We start from the raw sequence: 13,449 nt of genomic DNA, 5'->3' as shown, positions 1-13,449 counted from the left end.
TGCTAATGGCAGGTGACTGGTAGGTCAGTCCTTCAATTGTGACACCTTATTTTTTTAATTTTTCTACTTTTTCTAGATCTTCTTTATAAACATCTTCTGGTGCTTTTACATAACCAACTGCTTCAGCCATCGGTCCTGCATTTTTCACCATGTATTCTGTGAAGTTGTACATTACAGGATTATTTTTCACTGCTTCATTTTTCACGTAAACAAATAGTGGACGTGAAAGCGGTGTGTATTCGCCTGATTCAATTGTGTCATGCGTTGGCTCTACACCATCAACTTTTACCACTTGTAACTTATCTTTATTCGCTACATAGTAAGCAAATCCGAAGTAGCCAATTGCATTTTTATCTGATTCAACACCTTTTACAAGAACATTATCATCTTCTGATAAAGTAGCTGATTTCACGATGTCTTTACCTTCTAAAATATCATTTACAAAGTAGTCATACGTGCCTGATTCCGTTCCTGGTGAATAATAAACAATTTTCTCGTTTGGCCATTTTGGGTTGATATCTGACCATTTTTTCTCTTTACCATCTTCTAGCCAGATCTTTTTGATTTCGTCAACAGTCGCATCTTTCAACCATGTGTTTTCTTTGTTTACAACGATTGATAAGCCGTCAAATGCGATTTTTAATTCTGTGTAGTCGATGTTCTTCTCTTTTAACTTCGCTGCTTCTTCTTCTTTGATTGGACGAGAAGCATCTGAGAAGTCTGTTTCGCCGTTAATGAATTTTTCAAATCCACCGCCAGTACCTGACACACCCACTGATACTTGCACTTTCGGTTGTACTGCTGAATATTCTTCTACGATTGCTTCCATGATTGGTGCAACAGTTGAAGACCCATCTCCTGAAATTTTACCTTCTAGCTTCTCATTCTCACCTGCTTGTGCATCTGTTTGAGAAGTTGTTGAAGATCCTTTTGATGATTCGTTATTGTTATTGCCGCACGCTCCTAAGATTAATGCCGAGCCTACGATTGATGTCATCATAAAGTACTTCCAGTTTTTCATTGTTTTTCCCCCTAAGCGTTCTGTTTATTATTTCTTACAACACTTACTATAAAGAATGATTATTGAGGACATATAAATGAATTGTAAGAAGGTATGTTCATTTTGTTAATGATTTGTAAACGTATGTAAAGACTGTATATGAAAACAAAAAAAGCTGTACCTCTTGTTATAAAGAGATACAGCTTATAAGAACTATTGAATTTTTGTACCGATTGTTTGTTTATCTTTTTTCGTTTCTTTCTTTTTCAGCTCAAAGTACTTATCAACTGACTTACGCGCGATAATATTATTAATCGGCGTATATTGTTCTGATGTTGTAATCCAAGGTACAACGACCGCATAAGCTATTTGAGGATTGTCTTTCGGTGCAAAACCAACGTGTGTAACCGTTAATGTTTCTGTACCATATCGACTTTTTTGTGGTCCAAAGTATACTACCTGTGCAGTACCTGTTTTACCAGCACCATTAAATTTCGAATCTTTAAATTGACTTGCACCTGAGCCTTGTGAACCGTAGTACACTTTGCTCATTGCATCTTTCACATGGTTAATCTCTTGCTCAGAGTTATCAATCGTATTCAATACTTTTGGTTGAATTTCTTGTTCTAAAGCACCGATTTTTTCACCATCTTGTGACGGTTCATGAATTTCTTTTAAAAGACGAGGTGCAATACGCTTACCGCCATTCGCAATTGTTGAGACATACTGTGCTAATTGTAACGGTGTAAATGTATCGTACTGTCCGATTACTAAGTCGAGATACTTACCACCGATTGTTTCAGACCCTTTAACCCCTGTAAATTCTCCAGGTAAATCAATACCTGTTTCTACCCCTAAACCGAACTGTGCGTAGTAACGACGTATACGGTTAAAGTCTTCAGTTGTTGTTGGAAGTGGTCCATTATAAATATATGGTAATTTAGCAATTTTCATCGCTGTTTTAAACATATAAACGTTAGATGAACGTTCAATTGCAGTTGTATCGTTTAGAGAAATTGAACCACCACGGTTGAAGATAGAAGATTTCGGTCTTGTACCGGCTAATTTAACAGGTGAATCGACAATGTATTCTCCTATATTAATCGCATTATAATGATAACCTGTTAATAACGTAGCTGGTTTAATAACCGAACCTACTTCATATGAACTTGTAAAGTTACCAATTGAGTAGTCCGTAATTTGTTGTTTTCCTTTATCGTCTGTTTCAATCTTCTTACCTACCATTGATAAAATCTCACCTGTATTCGGATCCATCATCACAAGGAAAGCGCGATCTAATAAACTCGAAGCACCTGTACGCTTCGCCATCATTAATTGTTCGGTTACAATTTTATCTGTTTCCTTTTGTAGCTTACTATCAATTGTTAAAACAAGGTCTTTACCTGCTTTCCCTTCTTTTACAACTTTCGTATCAACTACTTTACCACTACTATCCGTATCTGATTTAACAACAGACTTTTCCCCTTGTAAGATAGGTTCGTATTCTTGTTCTAAATACGACTTACCGACACGATCATTTCGTGAATAGTCACGCGCTAAGAAGTAACTTAATTTATCTTTCGGAATCCCTTCTTTTGGCGTTGTTGTGGCACCAAGAATACTTAAATCCGATTTCTTTTCACGTTGCCAATCTGTTGTTGTATTCACACCTGGTAATTCACTTAGATGTTCAGATACAACCGCAAACTCTTCATCCGATACATTATCACTCTTAATAATTTGAGGCGATAAATTGTACCCTGCGACCATTTTCGAATAAATCGCTACAATCTGTAAATCTTTTTTTGTTAAAGAATTTAATTCTTCTTTTGTAATACGTTCACGAATGATTTGATCAATCTCATTTTGTTGGTCGCCTGCTTTTTTACCATTCTCTAAGATTTTTTTCTCTTCTTCTTTCGTGATTTTTGCTTTCGCTTCTTTCGGATGCTTAATCATCCAATAATCCAATTTATCACGCTCTGCAATACGATCTGTTTCCATCGTAATCAGTTTTGATAACTTTTTCGCCATCTTTAACATTTCTTCCGAAGTAGTCGTTGAATACTTTGTGTACGTAATGGCATTTTTCGGCTTATTATCTACTAAAACCTTCCCATTACGGTCAAAAATGCGCCCACGCGGCACACTTGTATTCACTGTTGCTTCTTCTGTTTTTTGAAGTTGCTGAGCATATTCTTCTCCCTTTACAATTTGAACATATCCTAACCGCATAACTAACACTGTAAATAAGATAAAAATTGTAAAAAACAAAATATTCATTCGTAGGGAAAGATTGGCTCTCTGCTTTGCATTGCCGTTGGAGGAGCGCTTAGTTTTACCTTTATTCTTTCGCTTCATCAGTGGGCCTCCCTCTGTCCTTTTCATAAATAGTAGTATAACATTTTTTTATGTAAAAAACAGTCTCATGCTACTCTTTATGGGTTCGTTTCCTCTCTTTCATGTACCCAATATCTTACATAAAAAGTCCTGTTTTCTAGAGAACCCATTCTTCTTTTTTTACATAGAAAAAACACGTCAACTTCATGACGTGAAGTTGGCGTGTTTTGTTCCGAAATTACAAAATTATTTTGCTGCTGCGTATAATTCTGCAACTTTGTCCCAGTTTACTACGTTCCAGAATGCTGCAATGTAGTCAGGACGTACGTTTTGATAGTTTAGGTAATAAGCGTGCTCCCAAACATCTAGTCCAAGGATTGGTGTTTTACCTTCCATGATTGGTGAATCTTGGTTTGGTGTAGAAGAAATTTCTAATTCACCGTTTACTACTGATAACCAAGCCCAGCCTGAACCGAAACGAGTTTTTGCAGCGTTAGCAAACTCTTCTTTGAACGCGTCGAATGAACCGAATTTTGCATCGATTGCAGCCGCTAATTCGCCTTCTGGAGCGCCTTTACCGTTTGGAGTTAATAAAAGCCAGAATAGAGAGTGGTTTGCGTGGCCACCACCGTTGTTACGTACAGCTGTACGTACATCAGCAGGAACAGCATCTAAGTTTGCGATGATTTCTTCTACAGTTTTACCTGCAAATTCTTCTTTGCCTTCTAAAGCAGTGTTTAAACCTGTTACATATGTTTGGTGATGACGATCATGGTGGATTTCCATTGTTCTTGCATCGATATGTGGTTCTAGTGCGTCGTTAGCATAAGGTAATTTTGGTAATTCAAAAGCCATAATTCAAATTCCTCCTTGGAATAACTATTATTTACTACACGTTTAGATTAACAAAAAATGATTCGTTATTCAAATGAAAATGCCTATTCCATACGTTTTTCAGTCTTTAGACGGAATTTTTATATTGCAAAAATAAATAGGAGAATCATAATAACTTGAATAATTCCCTTTGTCACAATGGACGTTAAGAAGCCAACTAATGAACCCACTCCTGATAGTACAGCATTCTTAATCGAACTACGCGTCACAATCAACTCTGCAATGACCGCACCTAAGAATGGTCCTAAAATGATGCCAGCAAAAGGTATAACGAACGGTCCAATCAATAAACCGATTGTACTCCCCCACATTCCTGCTTTGGAGCCACCAAATTTTTTCACACCGACAATATTCGATAGCGTATCTGCACTAAATAATAAAACGGTTAAAAGTATTTCAATAACCCAGAACCACCAAGCAAGGTCACCAAATTCATAAAAAATCCCATAGAATATGAAGCCTAAAAATATAAATAGAACGGAAGGAATAATCGGATAGACTAAACCAATAAATGCGATAACGAAACTGAGAATAATTAAAATCCATGCAAGTATACTCATCCAAATCACTCCTTATTTTTGTAATGTACTCTCTGTTAGATTGACGGCGTGATCACCAATTCGTTCCAAATTACTCATTATATCTGTAAAAATAATACCTGAGTAAGCTGTGCATAATCCTTTATTCAAACGATGAATATGCTTTTTACGTAATACGCGCTCTAATTGGTCAATTTGTTCTTCTCGCTTTTCAATTTGCTCTATATCCTTGTAATCATTCGTATTCAATACATAGAGCGCAGCTTCAACATTTTGTAAGACGAGTTCATACATTTCAGCTAATTCTTGTTTTGCGATTGCACTAAATTGTACACGATTGGCGACAATATCATCAATTAATTCAACGATGTTTTCAAAATGATCACCAATTCGTTCAATATCTCGAATATTTTCAAGTAGGACATGATGACGTGCGGAGTCTGTATCTGACAACGATTGACTGGATACTCGAATTAAGTAGTCTGTAATTTTACGATCCATACTATTAATAACTTCTTCTATCTTTAAAGCTTCATTCCCTACTTGACGATCGAATGTTTCAAAATAAGCCCAAGTCTTTTTCAATCCTTCGATACTATAATCACCCATGCGAACAACCTCTTCTTTTGCCTGTCCAATCGCAATCGAGGGTGAGGCACTAATAAATTGCTCGTCCAATTGACTAGCGCGAATTTGTACAGTACTATCTTCGCCTGGTACAACCTTTGTGACAAGCCATACCATTACACCGATAAATGGTAATTGTAACATGACATTGCCAATATTAAATGAACCATGTGCAAATGCAATCACCATACGTGGCTGTAAATTGAAGATATTCATCAACCATTCCAAATAGAGCGTAAAGAAATTAACGAACGTTAAAAATACGACTGTTCCAATTAAATTGAAAAGTAGGTGTGTGACTGCTGTTCTTCTTGCCATAACGGTTGTTCCAATCGATGCCAAAATAACAGTTAGAGTTGTCCCGATATTTTCACCGAATAAGATAGGTAGAGCTGTATGAATTGGTAGCATTCCTTCATCGAACATCCCTTGTAAAATACCGACTGTCACACTCGAACTTTGAACAATGAATGTCGACATGATACCAATCAGCACACCAAATAGAGGGAACTCGCTAATTTTCATCGACCACTCGACAAAAGAATTCAAGTTGGCAAGTGGCGCCATACCATTTGACATGAGATCCAGTCCGATAAACATGCCACCTAAACCAAATAATAATTGTCCTATATTTTGAAATAGGGGCGTTCTTACAAAATAAATAGATAATGCACCAACTGCTACTAATATGTATGCGTAGTTCCCTAAATTAAATCCAATTAAAAATGCAGTTAACGTCGTTCCTACATTTGCGCCCATAATGACACCAATTGATTGTCTTAACGTAAGAAAGCCTGCTGAAACTAAACCAACTGTAATAATCGCAGTTGCGGCACTTGAATGAAGGAGAATGGTTACGATAATTCCTACAAGTACACCTGAAAGTGGATTGGTCGTGTAGCGATCTAAGACGTCCCGCAAACGATCTCCCGCCCACTTTTGTAAACCATCTCCCATATATTTAATTGAAAATAAAAACAGACCTAAGCCGCCTGCAAATTGTACCATCATCTCTTGCCAATTCATGTTCACATTAACATACCCTTCTTGAGTTAATACCTCTATTATGAACATGAAAAAAGAGAATTGTAAACACCCTATATTGGCTTAAAATGGTTTTTTTGATAGTTTCTCCCTTTCTGTGCAACTTGTTTTTTCTTATTTCGTTCCTTTTTACGTATTTTTCAACACGAAAATAGGTAGAACCTATCTTATACAATGTTTCTCCCTTGTAAATTAGTTTCAAAGACTGATAGAATAGGGATAGTGAGGCTACTAGATCAGCCAATGAAGGAGAGAGTTTGATGAGCGAAATAACACACCGCTCCAAAACACGTAAAGTACGTGTTGGAGACTTAACAATTGGTGGCAGTAATGAAGTAATTATTCAAAGTATGACAACAACTAAGACACATGATGTAGAAGCAACAGTGGCAGAAATCCATCGTTTAGAAGAAGCAGGTTGTCAAATTGTGCGTGTTGCATGTCCAGATGAACGTGCAGCTGATGCATTAGCGGATATTAAAAAGCAAATTAATATTCCGTTAGTAGCAGATATTCACTTCGACTATAAATTAGCTTTAAAAGCAATTGAAGCAGGCGTTGATAAAATTCGTATTAACCCTGGTAATATTGGACGTAAAGAAAAAGTAGAAGCTGTTGTTAATGCAGCTAAAGCAAAAGGCGTTCCAATTCGAATTGGTGTAAATGCTGGTTCATTAGAACGTAAAATTCTTGAAAAATATGGCTATCCAACTGCAGATGGTATGGTTGAGTCTGCATTACACCATATTAAAATTTTAGAAGACTTAGATTTCCATGATATTATCGTGTCAATGAAAGCTTCTGATGTAAACTTAGCGATTGAAGCATATGAAAAAGCAGCTAAAGCTTTTGATTATCCACTTCACTTAGGTATTACAGAGTCAGGTACTTTATTCTCAGGTACGATTAAATCATCTGCTGGTCTTGGTGCAATCCTTTCAAAAGGGATTGGTAATACACTTCGTATTTCACTTTCAGCAGATCCAGTAGAAGAAATTAAAGTAGCACGCGAATTATTAAAATCATTCGGTCTTGCTTCAAATATTCCAACATTAATTTCGTGCCCTACTTGCGGACGTATTGAAATTGACTTGATTTCAATTGCAAATGAGGTAGAAGAATATTTACAAACAATTAAAGCACCAATTAAAGTATCTGTACTTGGTTGTGCGGTAAATGGTCCTGGTGAAGCACGTGAAGCTGATATCGGTATTGCCGGTGCACGTGGGGAAGGTTTATTATTCCGTCACGGTAAAACAGTTCGTAAAGTACCAGAGGAAACAATGGTAGAAGAATTGAAAAAAGAGATTAATATTCTTGCTGAAGAATATTATGCAAAACAAGAGGCTGAAAAAGAAGCTCTTAAAAAACAATAAGTTACAATGGAGGCAAGACAATTGAAGGAATATAGTTTTGGAATTGATATTGACGGTACAATTACAGCACAAGAGTTCTTGCTTCCGTTTATTAATAAACAGTATCAAACAAATTTAATGCTAGATGATATTTTGGAATATGATTTATCGAAAGCTTTACCTGTTGACCCGAATGATTTTTATAAATGGTTTAAGGAAACAGAGCTTGAGATGTATCGTAACCCACCGCTTCAACAAGATGTTGTACGCATTTTAAATAATTGGCATCCACATACGAAGCTAAACTTTATTACAGCGCGTGAAACGAATGCCACAGATGTCACAAAAACGTGGTTACAATCTTCAAATATTCCGTTTGATGCACTTGAGATTGTTGGCAATGCAAGTAAAGTCATCGCAGCCAAAAAACAAGGTGTCGAATTATTTTTTGAAGATAAACATTCGAATGCTGTCATGTTAGCTGAGGAATTAGATATACCTGTTATTTTATTCGATGCACCGTATAATCGTGAAGCAGTTCCTCGTAATGTCTTACGTGTTGATACTTGGCGCGAGGCAGAAAACTGGGTTAAAAAAGAATTTGGTATTTAATTACAAAAAGAGAGATTTCGCTATGACGAAATCTCTCCTTTTTTGTTTATTTTGTAAAGTCAATTACCATACGTCCTGTAATCTTACCTTCTTCCATCTCTTCAAAGATATCGTTAATATCTTCAATTGGACGAAGTGCTACTTTCGGTACTACTTTACCCTCAGCAGCAAATTGGAAGGCTTCTTCTAAATCTTGACGTGTTCCAACTAGAGAACCTACTACTTGGATTCCGTCTAGTACAAGACGCGGAATATCTAAGTCCATTTTATCTACAGGTAAACCTACTGCTACAACACGTGCTCCTGCTTTTACAACATCGACAGCTTGGTTGAATGGTGTTTTGGCAACAGCTGTAATAACTGTAGCATCTAACCCTTTACCACCTGTTAGTTCCTTTGCTTTTTCAACTGGATCTTCATTTAGTGAGTTCACTGTTGCATCTGCACCTAGCTCCTTTGCGAATGCTAGTTTTTCATCGCTAATATCGAATGCGACTACTTTAGCACCGAATACATTTTTCGCGTATTGAACTGCTAAATTACCTAAACCACCAATTCCGAACACACCAATCCATTGTCCAGGACGAATATGAGATTCTTTTACTGCTTTATATGTTGTAACACCTGCACATGTAACAGATGAAGCTGCTGCTGGATCTAAACCATCTGGAACTTTTACTGCATAATCTGCTTTTACAATTACTTCTTCAGCCATCGCACCATCTACTGTATAACCAGCATTTTTCACGTCACGGCATAATGTTTCGCGACCTGTTGTACAATATTCGCAATGTCCGCAACTTTCATACATCCAAGCAATTGATACACGATCTCCAACTTTTAAAGTTGTCACATCTTCTCCCACTTCAATTACTTTTCCGACACCCTCATGACCTAATACAACACCTGTTACATCGCCAAAGTCAGCATTCTTTACGTGTAAATCTGTATGGCATACACCACAATATTCCGTTTTAACTAAAGCTTCATCATGCTTTAACGGACGTAATTCACGATCCTCAATTTTAACTGTTTTATCACTTGCGACTACTGCTGCTTTCATTTAAACATTTCTCCTTCCATAGTGGGCAATTTTTTGGTGAAACATAAAATGATAAATCGCATCATTTACAATCATGATTATACCTATTATGGAATATAATGGTCAAATAAAAACACGTATTGTCTAAATTTTTCCTTAAAATACTTTTTTTACGTTTATTTTTCTTAAAAAAATAGACATAAGTTATACAAAATAAACTTATGTCTACAAATTATTAAAGAAGCTATTTTATTCGTTATGCTGCGCGTTTATAGTATTTATTATTTGTTTGATATACCACATATTTACCTGATACATAAATATTTTTTGTAAATGTACGATTAAGATTTTTTTGCCCCTTACCGTTTGTCTTCATCACGGCTAACTCACCATGATTTGTATAGTTACTGAAGTAAATTTTACCACCTTTATAAGCTAAGTATTGTACACGAGTATTTGATATTTTCTTATGTTTGTTTGTTGATACATTATAGCTGTATAGACGTTGACGATTTTTATCATTTGCATAGTAGATTGTTGAACCGTTTATTGTAACTGAAGATGTTGATTTAAAGAAGTTGAATTTTGTTGATTTTGCTACTGGTAAACCTGTGTTGTTCCAAGAATGCGTTTTACGTAATTCACTATCACTTAATAAGAAATACTTGTAGCTACGTTTATAGTTATTATTTGGTAGTGGATCATTCCAAGTAATATCTAAGTTGTACCATTGTCCACTTACTTTTACTTTTAACCATGCATGACCAACATTTTTTGAGCGACCTTCTACATATTTAACTGGGATACCCATTTCTTTAAACATACGGTAAGCTGTAATTGCATATCCTTGACATACAGCAACTCGATTTTTTAATACGCCATATGTTGTATATTTTGTTTGTGTATTACCACCATATGTCGCTTTTCCTACAATGTAATCATTTACTGCTTTGACACGATCAAAGTTTGTTTTGTTACTTGCTTTAATTTTTCGAGCAATTTTTTTAGATTCTGTTTGTGCATATTTTTCCTGTGCTTTTGTTGCTAAATATGTTACTTGATATGTTACAACTAATTTATTTGATACTGTTTTACCTTTATAACGGTATGTTTTTAAGTTTGCTGCGATTAATGGTTCTTGTTTTTGTTGTGCTTTGACTAAGTTCGGTAACTCTTTACGTAAAGTTGCTTGATTACCAGTGTATGTGATTGAAAAACTCGTATTTAAATTTTTTAAATTACTTTTTAATACTTGATTATATTGTGTCATATTTTTTGCTGTGTTTGATGCTGCGTGCGCTTCTTCTATATTTACTCCGAATAAACTACCAAACACTACAATCATACCAAATAAAAATGCTGCAACTGCTTTTTTTACCATATCTAATCTTCTCCCTTTTTCCTCATATTTACTTTTAGATATATCTTTAGACTTATTATTTTCTTAATTTGTTTTTATATTTCTAAATTAACATTTCTTTATATCTATTTTATTTTTCAATAAAAACATTTTGTTACTTTAGAACTTATGTAAGAATATTTTTTATTTTTTCCTTACTTTCCTTTACTTACAATCAAAACTTTATCATATATATATTATTTTTCAAGTTAAAAATTAGTCTTTGTACCTATTTTAAACTCAAAAAAAGCTAAAATCAATATAATCTAATCTATAAATAGTATTTTATAACTAATAATAAGTTATTAATATTAAATTTTATCATTTTATAGTTCTACCGTTTTATCTATGTACTTTTTGGTTGTTTTTTTACAATCTAAGAAGTATTTTAAGCACAAAAAAATGACTGCTAGTGGAGTTTACTAACAGTCATTGTTTAAAATAAATAAATTTTTACAAAGATTTAAAGAGAATCTTTTATACTATATAAATTCATTTTATTCACTTCATTAAAAAAATTTAACAATATTATGAATGAAAAGTGACAAAAATAATATAATTGGACGTTTTTAATGGGTACTGTTCTTTACCTCTATATGATTATCTTAAACCTTTTTATTAAATTAACTAGCTCTTTTACAAAACAACAATAAATTTATTCTTAAATAAGAAGTACTTTAATGCCAAATAGCATAATATATTACTACTATTTTAAACTTTTACTTTATACATTTTTGCACCTGATTGATAGTATATATAGCTCCCCTTTACTGCAATGTTTTTAGCAGCTCGTGTTGCTATTTTTTTGAGATTTTTACCACTCGTATCTATACGATATAAATATGCTCCATTTGAATAATTACTAAAATACAGCTTTCCTTTTGAATACGTAATATATTGTACACGTACATTAGAAAGCTTAGTTTTTTTAGCTAATTTTATATCATATGCATATAAACGATGTTGATCTTTACTATTCGAATAATAAAATAGATTACCCACTTGAATAGCTGAACCTGTATCTGCCAAAAAATCATATTTGGTACTTATTGCTACAGGATAGTTTTCTTTTTTCCATGTATGATCTTTCGAAAATACACGATCACTAATTAAAAAATAATTATAATTTACTTCTGTTGGTCTATTCGGCAATGGATCATTCCAGGTTGAATCTAAGTTATACCATTTACCATCTACTTTTACTTTATTCCAAGCATGATTTTGTCCTAATGATGTTCCTACTACATAACGAACTGGAATCTTCATACGTGTTAGTAAATCATAAACTGTTAAAGCATATCCCTGACAAACCGCTTGTTTATTAGTAAGTAACCCATACACTGTATAACGATCTTGAGTTTTCCCGCCATATTGAGTATTCGATACAACATAATCATTCACTGCTTTGACACGTTCATAATCTGTTTTATTCGTTTTCATAATTTGCTGTGCCACTTTATTTAATAATTGACCGGCCTTTTGACTTTTTTCTTTAGATGTATAATATGTAAAATAATATGTCAGTTGTGCATTATCTTGTGTATACATTATTTGATACTTATACGACTTTAATGTCCCAGCCACTTCATCGTGCTTTTGAATTATTTCAGGAATAATTTTCTTCACTTGTTGCGTAATATTTTCTGTCTCTCCTACATATTGAATAATCTTTTCTGTATTTAAATTTTTCAAACTACTAGTTACTTCTTTTGTTAATTCTTCTATATTTTCTACTTTTACTAAATTAGTAGCTTTTACTTCTGTAAATGGTTGTAACATGAAAAGAAAAAAACCACTCATAACTAAAAGAAATATTTGCTTTAATCTCATGTATAACAACTTCTATAGAACTATTTTTTTCTTTTAAATATAACTTTAGAATTAATATATATATTATAAATAAAAGAGTCAATAGACCTAAAAAGAGGTTGTATAGTTATTTTACTTAATGTTTTTTTAACGATATATTTATTTTTATAAAAAAGGTATTATTTATCAAAAAAATGTTATAGCTTCTATTTTTTTATAAACTAAAGACTCTATTCTGAATTTATATTTTCGATATTTTTCGCAAAATAAAACCATAATGCTTATGAAATGATTGTTTTACCTAATAAAAAGTCTTTTGAATCATTTTATTTATAGTGCGTTCACAATGAAACATATTCGAAAAATTCCATGAAAATAAAAAGCACTTTGGCATATAAATATATACCAGAGTGCTTTTCTTTTTAGCGTTTAATCGGTACAACACGTTGATCCTTTTCATTCGTCCCACGCAGTGTTACCTCTTTTAATTCTCTTGCATGATTTTCATGGATTTTAAAATCATATCCGCCCTTTTTACCTGTAAATTTAGCAGCTTTAATTGACAAATACATTTTACCGTCTACAATTGTATAATTGTATCCTGCATAACGATCTGAAGCATTTTTAAAATCACCTGTTACATGTAAATAGCCATCTTTTTCAGATAGTTGTAGATTCGTTAAATCTTCTACAGGTACATTTTTTGCAACATAACCATAAATCGCTACCCAACCAATTACAATAATTACTACTGTTGGAACTATCCATTTCATATGCTTCACATTCGT

At 33.8% G+C, this 13,449-nt stretch carries 11 protein-coding genes; 2 read left to right on the top strand and 9 right to left on the bottom strand.

The window, feature by feature from the left end; all coding sequences use genetic code 11:
• Window positions 1-46: 46 nt before the first annotated feature.
• The 5 genes from ASO14_RS05730 to ASO14_RS05710 all read right to left on the bottom strand — a co-directional run bounded on the left by ASO14_RS05730 (window position 47) and on the right by ASO14_RS05710 (window position 6,426).
• Window positions 47-1,021 carry a PstS family phosphate ABC transporter substrate-binding protein gene (locus tag ASO14_RS05730; protein WP_068452713.1) on the bottom strand — a complete coding sequence of 325 codons (975 nt, stop codon included), beginning with the start codon at window positions 1,019-1,021 and terminating at the stop codon, window positions 47-49.
• 192 nt (window positions 1,022-1,213) lie between these two features.
• Entirely contained in the window at window positions 1,214-3,283 is a 2,070-nt protein-coding gene (locus tag ASO14_RS05725; RefSeq protein ID WP_231726994.1) for a peptidoglycan D,D-transpeptidase FtsI family protein, read from the bottom strand.
• A 303-nt stretch (window positions 3,284-3,586) separates the two neighbouring features.
• Entirely contained in the window at window positions 3,587-4,195 is a 609-nt protein-coding gene (locus ASO14_RS05720; protein ID WP_068452708.1) for a superoxide dismutase, read from the bottom strand.
• Between the two features lie 119 nt (window positions 4,196-4,314).
• The gene (locus tag ASO14_RS05715) at window positions 4,315-4,794 is read right to left on the bottom strand and encodes a DUF456 domain-containing protein (RefSeq protein ID WP_068452705.1); all 480 of its coding nucleotides are present in this window, start codon (window positions 4,792-4,794) and stop codon (window positions 4,315-4,317) included.
• Window positions 4,795-4,806: 12 nt separating this feature from the next.
• Window positions 4,807-6,426 (bottom strand): Na/Pi cotransporter family protein, encoded by a 1,620-nt coding sequence (locus tag ASO14_RS05710; protein ID WP_231726993.1) that lies wholly within the window; start codon window positions 6,424-6,426, stop codon window positions 4,807-4,809.
• A gap of 278 nt (window positions 6,427-6,704) precedes the next feature.
• Between ASO14_RS05710 and ispG the strand changes: the two genes are divergently transcribed.
• Together ispG and ASO14_RS05700 are read left to right on the top strand one after the other, a co-directional pair.
• Entirely contained in the window at window positions 6,705-7,820 is a 1,116-nt protein-coding gene (ispG, locus tag ASO14_RS05705) for a flavodoxin-dependent (E)-4-hydroxy-3-methylbut-2-enyl-diphosphate synthase (RefSeq protein ID WP_068452699.1), read from the top strand.
• A gap of 21 nt (window positions 7,821-7,841) precedes the next feature.
• Window positions 7,842-8,411, top strand: coding sequence for a 5' nucleotidase, NT5C type (locus tag ASO14_RS05700; RefSeq protein WP_068452696.1), 570 nt, complete (start codon window positions 7,842-7,844; stop codon window positions 8,409-8,411).
• Window positions 8,412-8,457: 46 nt separating this feature from the next.
• Here the strand turns inward: ASO14_RS05700 and adhP are convergent, their stop codons facing one another.
• From adhP to ASO14_RS05680, 4 genes are all read right to left on the bottom strand, one after another.
• The gene (gene adhP / locus ASO14_RS05695; protein ID WP_068452693.1) at window positions 8,458-9,474 is read right to left on the bottom strand and encodes an alcohol dehydrogenase AdhP; all 1,017 of its coding nucleotides are present in this window, start codon (window positions 9,472-9,474) and stop codon (window positions 8,458-8,460) included.
• 235 nt (window positions 9,475-9,709) lie between these two features.
• Window positions 9,710-10,834, bottom strand: a complete 1,125-nt coding sequence (locus ASO14_RS05690; protein WP_068452690.1) for a transglutaminase domain-containing protein — start codon at window positions 10,832-10,834, stop codon at window positions 9,710-9,712.
• Window positions 10,835-11,563: 729 nt separating this feature from the next.
• Window positions 11,564-12,631 carry a transglutaminase domain-containing protein gene (locus ASO14_RS05685; RefSeq protein ID WP_197409940.1) on the bottom strand — a complete coding sequence of 356 codons (1,068 nt, stop codon included), beginning with the start codon at window positions 12,629-12,631 and terminating at the stop codon, window positions 11,564-11,566.
• Window positions 12,632-13,083: 452 nt separating this feature from the next.
• Window positions 13,084-13,443, bottom strand: coding sequence for a hypothetical protein (locus tag ASO14_RS05680; RefSeq protein WP_068452681.1), 360 nt, complete (start codon window positions 13,441-13,443; stop codon window positions 13,084-13,086).
• Between the last annotated feature and the right edge of the window lie 6 nt (window positions 13,444-13,449).

Origin of the sequence: Kurthia sp. 11kri321, from assembly GCF_001534765.1 — a bacterium.
Classification (GTDB): Bacteria; Bacillota; Bacilli; order Bacillales_A; family Planococcaceae; genus Kurthia; species Kurthia gibsonii.
Note: the sequence above shows the minus strand (reverse complement) of the source record. Positions and strands in the feature narration are given on the sequence as shown.